Annotated in this window: 19 protein-coding genes and 2 pseudogenes; 14 read left to right on the top strand and 7 right to left on the bottom strand. The window is 40.5% G+C overall.

Going from position 1 to position 19126, the window contains the following annotated elements; translation table 11 throughout:
• Window positions 1-9 precede the first annotated feature (9 nt).
• Window positions 10-1731 carry a cellulase family glycosylhydrolase gene (locus tag JO375_RS02435; RefSeq protein WP_229522978.1) on the bottom strand — a complete coding sequence of 574 codons (1722 nt, stop codon included), beginning with the start codon at window positions 1729-1731 and terminating at the stop codon, window positions 10-12.
• Between the two features lie 230 nt (window positions 1732-1961).
• Between JO375_RS02435 and JO375_RS02430 the strand changes: the two genes are divergently transcribed.
• The 4 genes from JO375_RS02430 to JO375_RS02415 all read left to right on the top strand — a co-directional run bounded on the left by JO375_RS02430 (window position 1962) and on the right by JO375_RS02415 (window position 4574).
• Window positions 1962-2726, top strand: coding sequence for a class I SAM-dependent methyltransferase (locus JO375_RS02430; protein WP_229523027.1), 765 nt, complete (start codon window positions 1962-1964; stop codon window positions 2724-2726).
• A 105-nt stretch (window positions 2727-2831) separates the two neighbouring features.
• Window positions 2832-2999 carry a CxxH/CxxC protein gene (locus JO375_RS02425; RefSeq protein WP_229523026.1) on the top strand — a complete coding sequence of 56 codons (168 nt, stop codon included), beginning with the start codon at window positions 2832-2834 and terminating at the stop codon, window positions 2997-2999.
• Window positions 3000-3121: 122 nt separating this feature from the next.
• On the top strand, window positions 3122-4057 hold the full coding sequence (locus tag JO375_RS02420) for a helix-turn-helix domain-containing protein (RefSeq protein ID WP_229522977.1): 936 nt from the start codon (window positions 3122-3124) through the stop codon (window positions 4055-4057).
• A gap of 28 nt (window positions 4058-4085) precedes the next feature.
• Complete coding sequence (locus JO375_RS02415) at window positions 4086-4574, top strand: DinB family protein (RefSeq protein ID WP_229522976.1); 489 nt, start codon at window positions 4086-4088, stop codon at window positions 4572-4574.
• Window positions 4575-4670: 96 nt separating this feature from the next.
• Here the strand turns inward: JO375_RS02415 and JO375_RS02410 are convergent, their stop codons facing one another.
• Entirely contained in the window at window positions 4671-5015 is a 345-nt protein-coding gene (locus JO375_RS02410; RefSeq protein WP_229522975.1) for a helix-turn-helix domain-containing protein, read from the bottom strand.
• 192 nt (window positions 5016-5207) lie between these two features.
• Here JO375_RS02410 and JO375_RS02405 point away from each other — a divergent pair.
• The 6 genes and pseudogenes from JO375_RS02405 to JO375_RS02380 all read left to right on the top strand — a co-directional run bounded on the left by JO375_RS02405 (window position 5208) and on the right by JO375_RS02380 (window position 11228).
• Window positions 5208-6058: pseudogene (locus JO375_RS02405) on the top strand (DNA-binding protein).
• A gap of 161 nt (window positions 6059-6219) precedes the next feature.
• Window positions 6220-6699 carry a 23S rRNA (pseudouridine(1915)-N(3))-methyltransferase RlmH gene (rlmH, locus tag JO375_RS02400; protein ID WP_229522974.1) on the top strand — a complete coding sequence of 160 codons (480 nt, stop codon included), beginning with the start codon at window positions 6220-6222 and terminating at the stop codon, window positions 6697-6699.
• 148 nt (window positions 6700-6847) lie between these two features.
• Window positions 6848-7306, top strand: a complete 459-nt coding sequence (locus JO375_RS02395; protein WP_229522973.1) for a BglII/BstYI family type II restriction endonuclease — start codon at window positions 6848-6850, stop codon at window positions 7304-7306.
• Between the two features lie 15 nt (window positions 7307-7321).
• Window positions 7322-8623: a hypothetical protein gene (locus JO375_RS02390; protein ID WP_229522972.1), complete on the top strand. Its 1302-nt coding sequence runs from the start codon at window positions 7322-7324 to the stop codon at window positions 8621-8623.
• Entirely contained in the window at window positions 8595-10370 is a 1776-nt protein-coding gene (locus JO375_RS02385; RefSeq protein ID WP_229522971.1) for a DEAD/DEAH box helicase, read from the top strand. The genes JO375_RS02390 and JO375_RS02385 overlap by 29 nt, the downstream gene beginning before the upstream one ends.
• Before the next feature lie 174 nt (window positions 10371-10544).
• Window positions 10545-11228: a DUF3883 domain-containing protein gene (locus tag JO375_RS02380; protein WP_229522970.1), complete on the top strand. Its 684-nt coding sequence runs from the start codon at window positions 10545-10547 to the stop codon at window positions 11226-11228.
• Between the two features lie 22 nt (window positions 11229-11250).
• Here the strand turns inward: JO375_RS02380 and JO375_RS02375 are convergent, their stop codons facing one another.
• Together JO375_RS02375 and JO375_RS02370 are read right to left on the bottom strand one after the other, a co-directional pair.
• Window positions 11251-12702 (bottom strand): DNA-methyltransferase, encoded by a 1452-nt coding sequence (locus JO375_RS02375; RefSeq protein WP_229522969.1) that lies wholly within the window; start codon window positions 12700-12702, stop codon window positions 11251-11253.
• Window positions 12703-12772: 70 nt separating this feature from the next.
• Entirely contained in the window at window positions 12773-14227 is a 1455-nt protein-coding gene (locus JO375_RS02370) for a recombinase family protein (RefSeq protein ID WP_229522968.1), read from the bottom strand.
• Between the two features lie 291 nt (window positions 14228-14518).
• On the opposite strand from JO375_RS02370, the gene JO375_RS02365 reads away from it, so the two are divergent.
• Window positions 14519-14860: a helix-turn-helix domain-containing protein gene (locus JO375_RS02365; protein ID WP_229522967.1), complete on the top strand. Its 342-nt coding sequence runs from the start codon at window positions 14519-14521 to the stop codon at window positions 14858-14860.
• Between the two features lie 42 nt (window positions 14861-14902).
• Here the strand turns inward: JO375_RS02365 and JO375_RS02360 are convergent, their stop codons facing one another.
• On the bottom strand, window positions 14903-15175 hold the full coding sequence (locus JO375_RS02360; protein ID WP_229522966.1) for a hypothetical protein: 273 nt from the start codon (window positions 15173-15175) through the stop codon (window positions 14903-14905).
• A 187-nt stretch (window positions 15176-15362) separates the two neighbouring features.
• Between JO375_RS02360 and JO375_RS02355 the strand changes: the two genes are divergently transcribed.
• Together JO375_RS02355 and JO375_RS02350 are read left to right on the top strand one after the other, a co-directional pair.
• A complete protein-coding gene (locus JO375_RS02355) occupies window positions 15363-15746 on the top strand; it encodes a hypothetical protein (protein WP_229522965.1) in 384 nt (127 codons plus the stop codon).
• A gap of 12 nt (window positions 15747-15758) precedes the next feature.
• The gene (locus tag JO375_RS02350) at window positions 15759-17072 is read left to right on the top strand and encodes a DUF6575 domain-containing protein (RefSeq protein WP_229522964.1); all 1314 of its coding nucleotides are present in this window, start codon (window positions 15759-15761) and stop codon (window positions 17070-17072) included.
• A gap of 106 nt (window positions 17073-17178) precedes the next feature.
• Here the strand turns inward: JO375_RS02350 and JO375_RS02345 are convergent, their stop codons facing one another.
• Both JO375_RS02345 and JO375_RS02340 read right to left on the bottom strand, forming a co-directional pair.
• A complete protein-coding gene (locus JO375_RS02345) occupies window positions 17179-17757 on the bottom strand; it encodes a TetR/AcrR family transcriptional regulator (RefSeq protein WP_229522963.1) in 579 nt (192 codons plus the stop codon).
• A complete protein-coding gene (locus tag JO375_RS02340; RefSeq protein ID WP_229522962.1) occupies window positions 17754-18215 on the bottom strand; it encodes a nuclear transport factor 2 family protein in 462 nt (153 codons plus the stop codon). Before JO375_RS02340 ends, JO375_RS02345 begins: the two co-directional genes overlap by 4 nt.
• A 632-nt stretch (window positions 18216-18847) precedes the next feature.
• On the opposite strand from JO375_RS02340, the pseudogene JO375_RS02335 reads away from it, so the two are divergent.
• Window positions 18848-19126: pseudogene (locus JO375_RS02335) on the top strand (transposase); the annotation flags it as partial.

Below are 19126 nucleotides of genomic sequence, written 5' to 3'. Positions count from 1 at the left end.
GTGTTTAGGTTAAGATGCCGTTCCCGTTACACGGGTTCCGCTTTTGGTGATCTTGTAAGTCACCACATCGCCGCTCCAGAAATGGAACTTCAGCGTGACCTCACCATCCTTCACACTGTTGAAAAATTCAGGCAACAGCTTGATTCCATTGGCATTATAGGCAGGGGCAAAGGTGTGGCCAAACTCCTTATAAGGTGTCCAATCTTGCGGACCGGCATTGCCACCATTGGTGTAAACAGCCTCCATTGTGGCAAGCTGGCTGCCATTGAAGTTCGTTGGAATGGTAAAGGCTTGCGTAGTCCCCTCAGTAACGGTTAATTTTGGTGTATCATACACGACTACTTTAAAGTTCCAGTCTGCCCCCTTGTTAAATTTGGCGTTGATGACTGCATTTTCGCCATATTTGCCAGAGGTGATCAGGCTGGTAAGCAAGCTAGCCTTGAAAGTTAATGTGTCACCGATCAGCGTGTAGTCGGTGCCTTTCTTCAGTTGTTTGCTGTTGACACTGAGGGAGCTCAGTTGGTTGCCATTCAGGTTTAAAATGACCTTGGCATCCTGAATGACAGTGCCTTTCTTCAAGTGAATGAGATCACTGGCAGCGTTGGAGGAACGTCCTTTCAAACCGGCCCGGATGACATTAAAGAGTTCAGGATCGGACCACTTGTATGCTGTACGGTTGAAATGCTGGCCGTTATCCCAGAGTATGCCTGTTATTTTTTTCTCTTTCAAATAATAGGTTAAGAACTCAAAAAACTTCAGCTTTTCCCCTTGTTCAATAACGCCTGTATTTTTATCAAAGCCGAGCAGACCAAATTCACCGACAATGACCGGAATACCTTTGGCTACAAAGGTGTTATAGACGTTATCAAAGGTTTGGATAATATCGTTTTTGGTCTCTTTATCAAAAGTAGTATGGCCCGCAATATTTACACTGAAAGGCCAGTATCCATAATAATGAACGGTAGCAATCAGGTTGCGATCGTTCAGCTTGGTCATCGTGTTGTACAGCTCGCCTATTTTGTTTTGGGCAGGCGAAGTATCCAAGCCCGGCAGAACAAGTGGGCGAGTGGCATTGTTTCCGCCAGAGGCACGGACAATTTTGTGGAAAGACACATTCAGCTCCTGGAGCATCTGGTTCGCTTTTGCTTCATTGGTTGTTCCGCCCTCGGTGAAACGGGGTTCGTTAATGCTTTCGAACATCAGCTTGTCCGGCTTATCTTTAAAGTGCCGGGCAATTTGTGTCCATAAAGAGTTATAGCGAGCCAGCACTTCATCATGCTTGGGCTCCATACTGCTTACCCACATCCATGAATCATGATGGACATTGATCATGACGTACAGATTGGCATCCAGTGCCCAGCGGACGACCTCATCCACACGGTTCATGTAAGCGGGCTCAACGGTATAATTGGGCGCTGCTCCAATATGTTTATCCCAGGTGACGGGAATACGAATGCTTTTGTACCCTTGGGCGGCAATTTGTTGGATCAACGCCTGGGTAATGCGCGGATTGCCCCAGGATGTCTCGTCTGCTCCGGTAGCATCCAGAGAATTTCCTAAATTCCATCCCGGCTGCATGGCTTCTACATATGATTGCATATTTCTTGTGGCAGCAGCTGGCTGTGCTTGTCCGTCAGATTCCGCAGCGGCGGCAACGGACGCGAACATAGATAATACTAGAGTAATGGCAAGCGTCAACGACAATAATGAAACGGGTCTTCGTTTTAACATAATAAACTCCTTTACATTTTTATTGGAAGCGCTTTCCAATATGATTCTACCATACTGTTACATTATATGATACATATATAATTAATGGGAGAATTATGTTATAATTAGATATTTTAAGATTGTGAACGTTATCATTGAAAAAAGACAGGAATGCCTGTAGCATCTATGGCCCTACGTTGGAAATTAGAGTAGCGTGGATTAGCCATGACAGGAGAATGAAGGAGATGAATATGAATAAGTGGGATACCGAAGAGGCCATCCGACGCTGGGATATGCATGCAGAGAACTTTACCTCCAAGTACACTGAAGAAGGGGATCGCTCTCGCGAAGTGCTGCTTAACCCTGCATTGCAACAATGTATGGGAACTCTTGCGGACAAAAAAGTACTGGATGCCGGCTGTGGTGAAGGTTATCTGAGCCGCAAGATGGCCAAGGCGGGTGCGTTGGTGGAAGCTGTTGATTATTCGACAGAGATGCTGAGACTTGCAAGAGAGCGGACACCGCCAGCATTGGGAATTACATATCACCATGGCAATCTGGAAAGGCTGGACCTGTTCAAGGATCAGAGCTTTGATCTGATCGTTTCGAATATGGTCATCCAGGACTTGGCCCATTATGAGCAGGCGATTGCTGAAATGCAGCGGCTGCTGGTGCCGGAAGGCCGCTTTATTTTTTCGATTCTCCATCCGTGCTTTCTGACACCGCAGAGTGGATGGGTGAAGGATGAGACAGGGAAGAAGCTGTATTGGAAAGTGGATCAATATTTCAATGAAGGCCCATTGGAGCAAGCGATCCCTTATGATCAGGCGGAAAAGTTTTTGTACTTTCACCGCACGCTGGGCAGCTATGTACAGACCGTTATTGAGGCGGGTTTGCTGTTGGAAGGGATGATCGAACCTAAGCCGTCTGCTGAAATGCTGAAGAAATATCCCCATTTTCGCGAGGACCTGAATGTTAGTCATTTTCTCATTTTCAATACCAAACGTCAGAGTTAGAAAGCAGGCCCTTTCCTTTCCGCGTCAAGTATGGTAGAACAAGAGAAGGTGGTCGTGAGACACCTGCAATCGGAAGAGCTTCAAACGGAAAGGGATGCAACTGGAATGTACGTGGTATGTAAAGAGCATGTGGAACTGGCAATTGATATGTTCGTCGATGAATACGAGGATGCACCGGATATCGTCGATCTCAAGGAAACGAAATTTTCGGATTGGGACCCTCCGGTGAAGTGCAAGGAATGTGAGAACAAAGCAGAATTTTTGGTCGTATAAAAGAACAAGCACGGGCGTTTCGGGCAGAAACGTCCTTTTTGTATACCGGGGATTTCTCCAATATCCTCATACATAGAGCTATATTTAATCTCAGCACGAGCTAAGACAGGAGTGAACGATGGATGGACCCTTGGCTGCATTCACTGTTTCGTCCGCTTCAGGTCAATGGAAGTGACTCTTCCACATATTATATCGAACAAAAGCCGTCTGCCGCGCTTAGAGCTTATGTAGCTTGTTATTGGGAGTCCGGTCCGGCTGCCAGAGTAGCCGGGGGAAATCTAACAGCTTCTTGTGAAGACGCTGCTTCATTAAGTCTGCTGGCGGAAGAAACTGTGGAGCGGGTATTACCTGATGGCTGTACGGATATTCTGTTAGAATACGAACCGGTGAGTAAGCGCCAGGCAATTTCGTACTGCGGGACGTTTACGCATCCATTCGTGTCTGCCAGACAGGCAGGTGCCGGGACACGTATTTTTGCTGTGCGTTTTTTTCCGGGCGGGGCCCACTTTTTTCACGGCATGCCGATTCATTTGTTTACAGGTGGTCATTTTGGCCTCGAAGATATCTGGCCCGAAAGTATCGCTATGATGGGTGAGCGTATTTTGGAGGCGTCAAATTTTAATGAACGGGCGCGCCTGATGGATGAGTATCTCAGCCAGCTTCTGCTGCAGCAAAGGACAAGCGATTGTGACCTGATGAAAAACTTGCTGCATCGCATTTTTGTGAGCGGGGGAAGCGTGGGGGTGAAGGAGCTTGCAGAGCGCGAAGCGATCAGTGAAAGACAGCTCAACCGCAAGTTTGGGCAATGGATCGGAATCAGCCCCAAAAAGTTCAGTGAGGTCGTCCGCTTCCAGAGCGTTCTACGCACGATTCAAAGCGGCAGCCCCCTGGACTGGACGGAGCTAGCGTTGAAGCACAGCTTTTTCGATCAGGCGCACCTGATCCGTGATTTTCGCAGATTCTATGGCGATTCTCCGCTTACTGCGGCCAAGGATTTTCGCAGGTTGTCCGATTTTTACAATACATGCACTAAGCCTCCCATTATACTCAAAACATGAAGAAGTATGACAAAGGAGAGATGAGAACATGAGTGGAACACTGCAAGTTCGTGATCATCTGCTGAATGAGCTGGAGACTGGAGTACGGACAGGGGAAGCCCTGATCCGCAAAATACGTCCGGAGGATTGGAGCTTTCGGCCACAGGACAATTTCCGCTCGCTGCTGGAACTAGTACATCATTTTGTGCTTATTCCTGCTTCCGATCTTGCGATTATGCAGGAGAAATCCGAGGCAGAAGTGGGAAGCATTGAAAACAGCCTGTCCGGGGTGGAAGATCCCGAGCGCTTGGCTGCGGCTTTCAGAGAGAACTTTGAGGCCTATAAAGCTTATATTCTTTCGCTTAGCGAAGACGATTATCTGAACCGCTCGACGAAGGCCTTTTATATGGAGCATGGGCATTTACAGGTCCAATGGCAGATTGAGACGGTGACCCATGTGTTCCATCACCGTTCGCAGCTTTATAATTATTTGAAGCAGTTGGGACATGAAGTGAGCTTTTTTATGTTGTATGCTTGAGTATGAGATAGCTGTGAAAAATGGAAATATACAAACTGGAGCACCTGAGGGGTGCTCTTTTTTTGTTGTATTCAAGGGTTTTTAGGGTGGAATGACTTACTCGAACGCACGTGAAACTTCTTTACTAACTCGTCTGAGAATCCCGATTTGCTTTTCATTCAATCCGCTGGTCAACGCAACAAACTCATCTATTGCCTCTTGCCGAATAGTTTCGTCTTTAGTCACATGCTCTTTTGAAAACATCAATTCACTGATAGACACGTTTAAGGCGGTTAGCACTTTCTCCAAGGTATCAATGGAAAAGTTTCTTTCGCCACGCTCTACCGACCCGATATATGCATCATCCAATCCAGAAAGTTCCGCAAGTTGTTGCTGCGTTAATCCCTTAGCTTTCCGGATCGTTCTAATTCTTTCTCCAACCGAATTCCGTAATTTTGTCATATTAACCACCTCTCCTAAAGGTTAGGAGAGTATCGATGTAATTAGCAGAGACATAAAGGCGGTAAAATATATTGAAAAAGTTGCGATTAAGTACCGTATTTAATTTATTGTACTACTTATTTGGAGTTTCACAAAGGAATATATTAAGAGCGAGTGCTTTTTATCCTAGTCATTTTAAAGGAGGAACCCTCTTTGCGAACTTCTATCCTAAAATCACTCAAACCGGACATCATTGTTGAAATGTTGGAGATGGCTGTGGTTTTTGAAAATTGGAAAAAGGTGATGGAGACGGCGGATATTTTGTACCAATGTGTACTCATATCTATGAACATCGGCAGTATCATAAAGCGATGAAATTACCCATCCCGCATGTGCAATTAGAGCGTCCGCTGGTGTATTATTTTGGACTCAGTCATCTAATGTGTGGAATGGCTCACCAGAACCAGGGTTCGTATGAGCAGGCAAGGGAGTGCATCTATAAGTATGCTGAGCTGGGTTGGATGGAGGATTTAGAGGAAGAAGGCATGCTGGTTGTCGAGGAATTCAGGTTTTTAGCGAAAACTAATTTATATGCAGTAGATATTTTGTCTGAAAATATAGAGCTGATCGAGGAGTACGTAGCCTTTTTACAGGATAATCTAGAGGAAATATTACCGGGGCTGAATACCATATTACAGGCAGCGCTTATGTATCATTTGGATGTAGGAGATATTTTACATACGTTTGAAGAGCAGATTGATGAATTCGGGAGTTATGAAGACGCAGAGAACATATCTTATTACTATAGCTACTGCTATCATTTGGCTTTGTATTATCAAAAGTACGATAGATTACAGGATGCAGTGGGGCTTAGTTTGCAGGCGATGCAACTGGCTGATCAGTCGGGTAACGATCGTAATTTCAAGAAATGTACAGCATTGTTCGAATCACTACGAGAGTCAGCGACAGCGGAACAAATCAGCCAATATCGACAGATGCTAATGCAGTGTCTTGATGAATACGAAACTGGTAGGGAGAGCATCATGAAGAAAGTAAATAAATGATTGGATATGACCTGAATAGAGAATATGCTTATAACGGAGAGGAAATAGATAGGTAAGAGACGAAACTGGTGCTACAATAGCCATGTTAAAGATATCTTTCCATGCGAGGAACGGTAAATACAATTTCACATTATCATTCGACATAGATAGGGGTATGAAATTTGTTTGTTCAACTTATAGGTGTAGGGAAGTTAAAAGAAAAGTATTTGGTTATGGGGATTCAAGAATACGCTAAACGGCTTGGCCCGTACATTAAGTTCCAAGTGATCGAGGTAGCGGATGAAAAGGCTCCTGATACACTGAGCGAGGCGGAGGTCCGACAGGTCAAGGAGCGAGAGGGCGAGCGTATCCTGGCCCATGTGAAAAGTGAAGCACATGTCATTGTGCTTGCCATCGACGGCAAACTCTGGAGCTCGGAAGAGCTTGCAGAGGAATTGGATAAGCTCGGCACCTACGGTACAAGCCATGTTGTTTTCGTCATTGGCGGCAGCCACGGCCTCTCTGACGAAGTCCTCCGCCGCGCCCAGCAGAAGCTGAGCTTCGGAAGGATGACCTTGCCACATCAGCTGATGCGACTAGTGCTGGTGGAACAGATTTACCGGGCGGTGAAGATTAATCGGGGTGAACCGTATCATAAGTAACGGCAACGTGATGTGAAGGTTATAGTTTTGTTTACTGATCTAAAGACGTATAATTACTTTAAATACCTAGTCTGGTGTGACAAGAAGAGAAAGCAGTATGATAAAATTTTTGCTAGAGTAGTTATATCAATTTAAACAGGGGGCACATATGAATCTCACTACATATAATCATCATTTTGGGAGTCAAGCAATAAAAGGAGAGATACTTCAGCCCTTATTTGATGCATTAAAGACTGCTAGGTTTGAAATAAAAAAGGGATGTGCTACTCCTTTACGTAAAGTCATAGAGCGTTTTATTCAAATGCAAGGCTGGTCTGGAAACATTAAAATTGATAAAGCTAAAAAAATCACACTTACTTCTATGAAAGAAAATGTAGGGTTTTGTTTACAAACTGGTAATGTAGGAAGGTTTTACGCTGATATGCTAAAACTCCAAACATTATACCTAAACGGAAAAATAGAGGCTGGAATTTGCATTCTTCCAACAAAGCAGGCAGCCAACGTAATGGGTGACAACTTGGCGAATTTCGATCGATTTGTTGAAGAATTATATCTCTATAGAAAAATTATTACTATACCGATTTTTGTAATCGGAATTGACATTTAGAGGGGAAGAAGAAAGATGGAATTAGGCTGGGCTTATCCTAAAAGAAGAGAGTTAATCGACCTATTAGTGAGCAGTAGAAATCTCGATCAAAATAAGCATCCGATTAATTTCCAAAACAAAAGAGAATTTTTTCCTATTTTTAATGTCGAAATTGGGATGCCAAAATATCGACTATCTAATGGACGTACACAAGATTCACAAGAACAATACTACACGAAACATAAACTTCCAGAAGACTATTTTGAAAAAGATATTGAGTTGGAAGAAGTACACAAAGCTCAACACAACATTTTAAAATCTCAATTAAAATCAGGAGATACAGATTTATTGATTTACTTCTCGAAAAAAGAGCAAGAAGAACCTTTAATTTTGGATAGTAACGGCTTTGTAGTCAATGGAAATCGACGTTTGTGTGCTATGAGAGAACTGAATAAAAAAGATTTGGAAGCTAGGAATTATCCTCCAAAATTTTCACATATTGAGGTTATTATATTACCTCCGTGTTCAGAAGACGATATTCTTACTCTTGAAGGAAAGCTTCAAATAGTAGAAGATATACAAGCTGATTATGTATGGACAGCAGAGGGGTGCATGTATCGATCTCTCCGGGATAAAAAAGGATATAGTACAGAAAGAATTGCTACTATCTATGATAAGAAACAAGAGAATATAGAAGATATTATTCTTTTGTTGACTTATGTGGATCAATATTTGGAATCTCGCAATACACCAAAACAATATGAGCTCGTTTTAAAGGAAAAGTTTGCTTTCGAAGCGATTATAAAGGGTAGAAAAAAATTAAGTGATAACGATGATAAAAAGGATATATTCCAAAGCATTTCTTTTTCACTTATTGAGGAGGGACCGTTACCAGGTATGGGGAGGTTACATAGTTTTATACCTAAAGTGGTCGATAATATTGATGCAATAATTGAAAGAGCCTTGCAAGAGTTTCCACTTAGTGAAGAGCAAGTTTCGATGAAAAATGAAAGTATTGAGGGTGGAGATCTGCTAGGTGAAGATGATTTTGAGATTGATTTGGTGAATCTTGCTCGAAGCCTAGATAAAGAAGAAAATAGAACAAATATTGTCCATATTGTAAAAGACGTCATTGAAGCAGAAGAAGATCGCCAACAAAGATTTACAGTTATCCAAAAAATTCAACGTGCAAATGCTCTACTACAAGATGCAGTTAATATGTTTGAAGATAATACTGAAAGTGATGGGATACAGTCTCAACTTGAAACGATCGAGTTTCATGTTGAAGCACTTAAGGAGAAATTAAAAAATGTTACACATCAATTATTTAATAGATAAGCACGCGGCTCAGTTAGTAACAGACGATGAGTCCCATATTGGATGGTATGAAATATGTAGAGTATGCAAGGAAGCTGGTCAAGATGTATCTTTAAACACTACTAATACAGTTACATTGCCTTGGTGGTCATTCTTATCAATTCGTAGTTCTATTAAGCGGATTTTGAAGAAAAATCAATTAAAGCTGACAGCTGATGAAGAGGCTACAAGGCTGTTAAAGTTGTCTATCTCAAGAGAGGGGGCATACAAGCGAGCAACGGAAGAAGATGAACAATATACTCAGGATGATGTAAAACGTTTACTTGCTGCGAAGGGCTTTCAAAGAAGTTTGACTCACCATCAACTGCGGAATGTTACAAAGCTTGCGGGGCTTCCTTCGGGGGCAACTTTTTCAGTCCCAGGTGCTGGTAAAACAACAGAAGCACTTGCACTTTATTGCTTGAAAAAAAACGAAAGTACAAGGTTGTTTATTGTCTCTCCAAAAAATGCATTTGCTTCGTGGGAAGAAACATTAGATGTTTGTATGCCGGAGAGTCCTAAAATCGTAAGGTTACGAGGCGGCTCGAAAACTGTTGAGAAATTGCTAGAAAGCAGTCCTCTTATTATGATAATTACATATCAGCAGCTTTCTACTGCATTAAATGAAGTAGCCGATTATTTAAGTAAAGGCCCATTCTTTATGTTTTTGGATGAAAGTCATCGCATTAAACGAGGAAATGAGGGAGTGTATGGCCGGTCTGTATTACGCTTATCCCATCTTCCAGAACAGAAACTAATTATGTCTGGAACACCTCTTCCTAATTCAATTACTGATCTATTACCACAGTTTAATTTCTTGTATCCAGAAGTCAAAGTAGACAACGATTCAGTTATAGGATATATTCGCCCTGTTTACGTTAGAACAACTAAAAATGAATTAGGATTACCGATGCCCATTTATACAGTTACTTCTGTTCAGATGAGTTCTGCCCAACGTCATCTTTATAACTTGATGAGGGATGAGGAACTGCGACAGTTAGAGCTCATTCCGGCAAAAGATCGTAACAAGTTAAGAGCTATGGGCAGAAGTGTATTACGACTTCTACAAGTAGCCTCAAATCCATCACTATTAGCAGGTAGTGATTTTCAATACCATGAATTATTGAAAAATGTAATCATGGAAGGAGATAGTCCAAAAATCAATTACGTTTGTGCTCGTGCAAGACAGCTTGCCAATCAAGGGAAAAAGGTTATCATCTGGTCAACATTTGTTGAGAGCATAGAACAAATATCAAATCGGCTTAGTGATTTAGGTGCAGATTTTATTCATGGAGGTGTAGATTCTGGTAGCGAGGATGATAGTGACACAAGAGAAGCTAAAATAAAACGGTTCCATGATGATTCTCATTGTTACGTTTTAGTAGCAAATCCAGCAGCAGCAGGCGAAGGGATTAGTCTACACAAGGTGTGTCATGACGCGATTTATTTAGATCGCAGTTATAATGCAGCACATTTTCTGCAATCGGTAGATCGCATACACCGCTTAGGTTTATCTCAGGATATTAGTACAAATGTTGAATTAGTGATTACTCCCGATAGTATTGATCAATCAGTTGAACGAAGATTAAAAGATAAAATAACTAGAATGTCTCAAGTATTAAACGATCCATCAATTATAATAGAGCCAGAGTATGCAGATGAAGAAATTGATGGAGAGTTTAGTGAGCAGGATATCCTCGACTTTATTAATCACTTAAGAGGAAAATAAAAGATGCCATTCTCAGTTGGAATACTCTATTCTGCCCAAACATTTTTAAAATTTATATGTGGTACCTTTATGAATACAAGCGAATTTACTTCAGTATTTCAGAGATTTCAGGCTACAACTTCGACTCAAGTACTAGAGTTATCCAAGAATTGCAGTTGGATTAATATTAATTCTATGGGTAATATTGAAGTTTCTGAGCATGGGAATGAAATACTAATGCAGGCTAATATGCAGGATGCTCTGCGTATTCAATTAAAACATCTAATTCGGAAGTATAGACCATCATGGTCTTATCTTTTGCACAAGGGAAGAAAAGAAGCTTTTCAATACTTTCCACCTAATGTGAAACAGTGCTTTAAAGAAGCTGAATTAATTAATTCTTATGAACCTGCAGTTATTGAATGGTGGGATCAACTTGCTTTTATTGCTAGGAAGAATCAAGAGGACAATAAATTAAGAATAGGTAGAGCGGGTGAAGAGCTCTCCTTACAATATGAGAAAAATAGAACAGGAAAGAATGCAGTTTGGCAGTCTATTGAATCAAATTTATCAGGATTTGATATCCTTTCTTGTGTTAGTTCCTCAGATGCCTCTCCACTTTGTATAGAAGTGAAAGCTACTACATATACAGACTTATTTCCCTTTTACTTAACAAGAAATGAGTGGTCTGTAGCTGAAACGTCACAACAGTTCTATTTTCACTTGTGGATTTTAGGGGAATGCCCTGAATTATATATAGTTGATAAAAATAACATAGAGTCTCATATCCCATTTAATAAAGGCAATGGAACGTGGGAAAGTGTAAAAATAACTTTTGATATAGAAACATTAAAGGAAATAAGTATAAAGGGGCAATAGCCCCTTATATTAAGAAATTATTTTATTGATAGTTCTTTTTTTTATACTTCTTAGCTGGTATTTCTTCATAATCAGATGTTTTTATTTCAACATTACTAAATATAGGTGTAATGTTCTTTTCATCAGTCTTAAGTTCGTCTTCTACATTTTGAATTAAATTTATCATTTTCTCGAAAGAAACTACTCCATAAGAATCATTTACTATTCCATTACTATACATATTAAAATTAAAATTGTTTTCTTGAGTTGCTAATAAATCTATTGCTTCTTCAACTGTGATTAAATTTATTTTGGTAATTAGTCCGTATTTAGAGAACGGGGCGTTCTCGCTCAATTCTTTAAGAATAAGAAGAATTCCGTTGACATGCTGTAGACTATTTCTTAATACAAAATAGTAATTAGCTTTACCAATTTTATGTTTGGTGTTTTTTTCCTCGCAATTCATTTTTTCCTCAATAACTATTGTTGCTATTATTGGGGGCGAATTATTTTTACTATTTTGTATAAATATTTTATTGAATATTTTTATCATAGCTTTTGAGAATTTTAATATACGTAATTTATATATTGTTTTAGATAAAAGCAATTTCATTTTTTCTTGTTTCTCATAGTAATTATTTATCTCTTGTATCTTTTCTTCAATAAGAGGTTTTGTGACTTGCTCAAATATCTGCTTGTAGTCTGGGTTTGTGTCAAGTCCTAGGAATCTTCTATTCAAATTTTGTGCAGTGGCTAAAAGAACGCCTGTCCCTGCATATGGGTCAAAAACTACATCTCCTTCATCTGAAGACAATTTAATTATCCTCGCCATCATATCAGGAGGAAAAGGACAAGCATGTTTAAATTCTTTGTCACCAAAATCTTTTTTGGTTCCCCAACTACCTTGTGTAGGAATGAAATGTTCCCAAATATTATCCGGGACTTTTCCTTCTGGGTTATATCTTTCAGGATAATCAATCCACCACTCTTTTAGTTCATCTACAGTTTTTATTCGTTCAATATAATATTTATAGTGCTTTGATTTGGTGAATACATATATATACTCAAATATATTCCTCATTTGACCTTTTCTAGACCAAGGTAGGGTTTTCCCTTTATCCCAAATTATGATATCCTGATGAATCCACCCTACATTCTCAAGTCTTCTTGCAATATCATCTGGCAACCTTATTATTTTTCCATCCCGCTTTAATGTATCACTATTTACATATAGAGTAGCTGTTTCTTTAGATAACTTATATAACGAGTTAAAGGTTTGTTCGATATCATCTAAATACTCTTCATATGTTTGCTGAAAACCTGTTTGTTTAACGTTTCCATATTGCTTCATATCCCAATAAGGAGGGGAAGTAACGATGAGATCGATAAAAGGTTCAACATTATTAGGGATATATTCTGTAAACTTTTTAGAATTACATATTATATATTGGTTTAGTTGATTAAAATCAACTGCTTGCTCATTTATTTGAATCATATTTTTGTCCTTCCTATCTCTCTAATCCGCAGTTTTTATTATAGCAATAGATTAAGGAAAGATCTATATTTTAAATTAATTTTAACTCAATCTTATTGATTTTTCTATCATCGTTAACCGTTATGTGACTAATCAACGCATGCACCAACTGTTTTTTTCGCTCATTACTCATCTGATCAAACAACAGTGTAAACTCCCCAAGTATCTCCCGAATACGGGCCAAATCCATGGATTTATCATCATCCTCACTATTAAGCATGTTCTCAATATCCGATTTACGCTTCAACAGTGCCGTTTCCTGCTCTGCCAATTCCCCCACTCGTTCCTTAAGTAAATGAACTTCCAGCATATCCTCCTCATACAGTTTGAAGTATTTAGATTTCTTACGTGCAAGGTCGCTTATTTCCTTGTCAATCTGCTTTAACTCATCAATCAAAGCCCCCTTGTCCACTTTCTGTTTCCCATTTAACCTATTCATCACATCTTCGATCAACTGCGGTTGATTCACAAATTCCTGTATCCGTCTCAGTATTTCCGGTTCAACATAATCGGCACGTATACTATTGGCCCTACACACCGCACTTCCTTTGTTGGCAAACTGTCCGCATTGATAATACAAAGTGTAATATCGCTCTCCATTGGCACGTTTGCGTGTAGCTCTTTGAGCTACCATGCCATGCCCACATTGAGGGCAGCGCAGGACACCCGTAAAAGGAAAACTGCCAAAGAACACACGGTTATGATACTTATTAGCTGTGCCATATCTACTTTGTACTTGCTCCCACAGCTCATCTGTGATGATGGCCTCATGTTCACCCTCAGCAATGATAGGATTATTATTGCTTCCCTTACGTCTTTTTATATTCCAGTCTTCTTGTTTGTTAAACCGTATCTTTCCTATGTATAAGGGATTGGACAGTATAGTTTTAATCGTGTTTACACTAAACGGTTTGCCATGCTTGCTTTTATATCCCAAATGGTTCAATTCATTGGTGATGGCCTTCAATCCTTTGCCACTGGCATAATACTCAAAGATACGGCGAACCAAAGAGGCTTCTTTGTCATTCACAGCTAGTTTTGTCTCTTTGCGCTTACGTTGAGTACTACCCTTTACTTCCACAACGTCATAACCAAGCACAACACCGCCATTCCATTTCCCCTGTCTTGCTCGCTGCTTCATGCCCATTTTGACATTATCTACGATCTGATTTCGTTCCAGTTCAGCGACAGCACCCATCATTTGAAGAGCAAACTGGCCCATTGGTGTTTCCGTTTCAAATTGTTCTGTATAGCTGCGGAAAGCAACTCCGTGTTTTTTTAGCTCATCTACAATCATTAACAGGTCCAGTTGTTTGCGGGATATCCGGTTTATCTTCCATACAGTAACCTGTTGGAATAAGCCTTTTTTGGCGTCTTCGCGCATTTGTTTTAGGTCGGGACGGTTCTCTACCGATTTACCGGAAATGCCTTCGTCTTTGTATTCTTTATATATGTGGTAGCCCTCCTTTTTCGCATACTGTCGCAACGGTGCAGGTTTATCCCTCGAATTTCTTCAATTTCAAAGCCTTTGGCAATCCACTTGAACAAAAACTTTTGGGTACATTCAATTCTGGCTCCATTGGAGTGGTTAATCATAATATAAGTTTTATGGTCCAATTCTTCTCCATTCGGTTGGCTCATACTTTTCATCCCCCTAGATTAGTTGGTTTACCTAATCATATTATCGTTAAATGTTTTTATTAGGTCAAGTAACATTTATAGTGTGTTAAGTAAAGTGATTGCCTCCTATAAGCTTGTGTTGAGGTGGTTTCATTATATGTCAGAGCTTATTATAAGACTTGGAGATCGTATCCGTCAGATTCGAAAAGAAAAGCAGTTAAGCCAAGAAGAGCTTGGGGAACTGTCAGGCCTACATACCAATTACATTGGTCAGGTGGAACGTGGCGAAAAGAATGTGACCATTGAAAGTCTGGAAAAAATCGTAGTTGGCTTGGGCATATCTATGGAGCATTTGTTCCGTTACATTGACCCGGCAGAGCAACAGGATGAACTGGGACAGATCAATGAACTGTTATCTTCCCGTTCCGATCAGGATAAGGCAATGGTTTTACACGTTATAAAGAACATATTCAATTGGGAACTGTCCAAATACAACTAGCCTCAATCCAGCCGATTGAGGCTTTGTTGTCGTTTGCGGCTCTTAATCCTTCTTCTTGGATTTGAACTCTTTTTTGTTGCGTGTAGCTACTATGGTCTTTTCGATTCTAAGATGCAGCAATTCCGTCTCCAAGTCCTGCTGTATATTGTGGATGGAACTCAGTATATCCTCGACCGTCTTGGCATCCAACGTTTGGTCCTTCTCGTAAAACAGGTACAATACCATAGCTGATGTTTCGGTGCATGTAAAAATACGCTTAATCAGTTCATCTTCTTCCAGAACAAATTGCTCATTAATCTCCACACTATCGGACATTTCTCTCACCTCCCTGTGGGCAAACCGTATTTCTGCTTTTATTTTTTGGGGAGGAGGAGGGGAAGTAAAGAGTTTGAAAAACTTATCTATTAATATATTTATATACAAAAAAATAACATCATCTGGTACAATAGTCTTACTTATAATGGGTGAAATAAAAAAAATCAAGCGTAAGGGGTAGGTCTTTTTGTACATTGGCAATAATAATAAATATAGAAGCCCAATGCCCGAGGAGAACTGTCCACCAGCTTCTTCGCAAAATAAAGATATTGAAACAGTATATAGACTGGCCCTTAATAATCCTCCAACAGCTGAAGACTTTTTAAGTCACATTGAATCAGGTAAACAATATCCACCGGGACTTGATTGCGTGGCTGCTTCAATATCAGTTTTTAAAAATAAAGACGATGTACTAAAGCAAAAGAAGAAAATACCGGTCTATAAAAAAAATGGATACATTGCTGAAGGATCGATTAAATATAATACAGGTGTTATAAATGAGTCGAAAACCACCTCTCATGTGGATTGGTGGGTATATAGAGGGCAATCAGTTCATCAATATTTTAAGTAATGGGGAATGAATATGGACTTTAAATTGCCATTACCAATTGGTGCTTTAAATATAATCGACGTATACGAGTATGTAGATGGTCCAAAGGTTTTTTCATGTATTAGCGACCTTGGACAAAAGTATATAGTCAATTGGATAGATACCTCACCTACTACAGATACATGGTTCTATGTGGCTGTTTCTGATAAAAGGTTACAGGCAGTAAACAGTGGGGAAATATCATTGAGAGAGGTTATTCTTAATTCTGAGAGAAAAAGCATTTACCAAGTTGTAACTCCCGCTAGAGGACTAGGGGAAGTGATTATTAGTAAACGGAAAGTCACAACCATTATTGAAGATGAATTACCTGATGTAGACTCCTTTGTAGATGTGTTTGTTGAAAACACTGAAATTATGCCTTCAAAAGGGGAAACTCCATGTTTCTCTAGTACAACAGAAGGAAAGCAGGCTGCTAAGAGAGAGCCAGTAACTAATGAAGTCCCTGTTGAGGTAGTACCTGAAGTAATCAAGAAAAACAAACAAGTAAGTAAATTGCCTCCTAAGGAAGATACGCGAAAGGTTGCTCTTTTTAGTAGAAGAGATGTATTAGATCTATCTTTTAATGTTAAAGGAACACATCAGTATGAACTGGATGCCTTGGTTTTGGGATATGCTTTGGTTCATACTCAAGAACTCGTAAACTATATACCATTAGAAAAGAAACAATCAGGGAGATATAAGCTCGGTAAGGATCAAAGCAGAAAAGGAAAACTGAAGGCTGTAGGGCTTTATGCGGCTTCTTTTGGCATAAGACTTGAATCTGAAGTTGAATCTGATTTACTTGGGGACACTGAATTATCTCATACCTTAGAGGCGCTAATGAAACTAATCGAATCTACAGATAATATAGAGAAGTTTAAAATTTATATAGGTAATCTTAATATAAAAGCTACGAAGATTTATTATGATTTTCTAAAATTGCTTAATGAAGAAGATATAGAGTTAACTGCTGAGTGGGCATCTCCAAACTCAAAGCATCGTATATCACGGTTAGACCATGTCACTATATCCAACGCCATTAGAGCTATTAATGAAGAAACAAAACAAGAACAAACTATTATAAAAATAGTTGGTGATTTAGTAGGTATTAACGTGAAGCGCAATAAGTTTAATTTAATAACAGATAATGAAGAACATGTTCATGGTACAATATCCAAAGCGCTTAGAGATAAACAATTCACCGTTCCATTGAGAGTAGAGGCGACTGTTAAAGAAACGACCGAGGTTAATTTACTGTCCGGTAAAGAGGTAACATCCAATACGCTATTAGATATCAAAGCACTTTAAATTTTCAAGTGCTTTTTCTCGTTGCCGAAGCAACCAATGAGGTGAACCGTATCATAAGTAACGGCAAGTTTTTTAGGTAGGGGACGGACAAACTCCATGCCTAGCATCAATCATGATGAGTCGCCTCAAAAAATTCCGTTACTCGTTCGGCTAGACCTACCAGGGTACGTTCGAAAATGGTTTCATCGTTGAGCGCTCTACTGAGGATCAGTCCCCCCTGAATCCTGCCAATCGCCTCTTCTGAAATTTTGGCAGCGACTTCAATGGACGCCCCTGCTCGAACAATTGCAGCACTTAAGGAATCGATCCACCTTTTAAAATACTGTCGAATCATCGAAGCGAACCGGTCCCGCGTCTCGTCAAGGGCAAAAGCACCGATAAGACATATACGTTGACCCGATCGAAAATACGCATCGATCTCACGCCACATGTTTTGAATAGCCGCATGGGGTTCGTCCCGTTCGAGCGGCTCAAACACGTTGCTTATGAACCATTTATCTATGTGTGCGAGAATCTCGGCTGCCATTTCCTCTTTCCCTCCAGGGAAGAAATAGTAAAGGCTTCCTTTGGAAAGTCTTGTGCGGGCCGTGATCTTGCTCATGGATGCACCCTCGTAACCGAGCTCGCGAAAAACCTCAGCAACCATCGGAATGACATCGGCCTTTTCGAATACGGTACGGGTCATAGGCCTAAATCGGTTAAACCAGGATGGTCATCGGGGCGCCGACCGAGTGGCCAATGAAATTTTCGTTCGGATTGACTAATTGGCATATCATTGATCGATGCAAACCTGCGCTTCATCAAGCCATTGGCAGCAAACTCCCAATTCTCGTTCCCGTATGATCGGAACCAATTTCCGCTATCGTCATGCCACTCGTATGCAAAGCGCACTGCGATCCGGTCATCGGTGAATGACCAAAGCTCCTTTATGAGCCGATAGTCTAGCTCCTTAGCCCATTTCTTTGTAAGTAACAAGACAATTTCCGTTCGACCGACTGGAAATTCGGTGCGGTTGCGCCAACGGCTGTCCTCTGTATAGACAAGCGAGACCCGATGCGGGTCACGACTGTTCCAGCTATCTTCTGCCATCCGGACTTTTTTAATTGCGGATTCGCGAGTGAATGGGGGAATGAGTATATTCATTAAAATTTCCTCACCTTCATTCTGTTTGGTACAGTATATACCGATCGGTTTATAAATGCAAGCACACAGGATTGCAAGAAGATGGGGGGGCTAAGGTGTACAAATCCATGCGCTAAACAAAAACTTGTCGTTATAGACAGCGCTGGGAACCGTACCATAAGTAACGGCAACGGGAAAATCATTTTATTTCGGGAGTGAAACAAGAAGTGTGAAGGCGTTACTTATGGGAAAGATCTTTTCCTATGCTAGAACAGAAAGGAGTTCGCTATGATTTGGATTGATCCACCTTATTGAAGTAGACAAGGTATCTATTATTTTTGTAGAAGAACGGGTCGAAAAACAAGCTAGATACATTAGACAGGGTGCTGGGGCAGAACATTACGCCATCATTAATTTCGTAATTGAGCCTTGTCAAGGTCACATCGGCTTTAAAAATGAGGCGCTAATTCAGATGATTTAAGAGGAAACAAAGAGTGGGGACAACTGTTTCTTGTATTATTATGTTACATTTATGATGGACGGATTGTAAAATGAAGTGCGACACCCACTGGAAATAAATAAACAAAGGGCCCATGGTCGGATTCGTGTAGAATGAAAGTTCTCACACCCCATTCACAAAAGGAGAATCCACCATGAGCTACACTCATCTTAGCATAACCGAGCGAAGCAAGCTAGAAATCCTCCACCAGCAAGGAAAAAGTGCCAGAGATATTGCCAAGAAACTGGGCAGACACCATGCGACCATTTGCCGAGAACTCCGTCGAAATGCAGCACAAGAGCATTACCATGCTGAACGCTCTCAGGAGAGCAATATCCAGCGTCGAAAGTCTTCCATTCCCACAGGAAAAGTGGACACCGGAGTTGTCCAAGGTCATCGAAGAGAAGCTTCAGGCGACCTGGTCTCCCGAGCA

The organism is Paenibacillus farraposensis (assembly GCF_020736845.1).
Taxonomy (GTDB): domain Bacteria; phylum Bacillota; class Bacilli; order Paenibacillales; family Paenibacillaceae; genus Paenibacillus; species Paenibacillus farraposensis.
The sequence above is the reverse complement of the archived record's forward strand: the minus strand, read 5'-3'. Positions and strand labels throughout refer to the sequence as shown.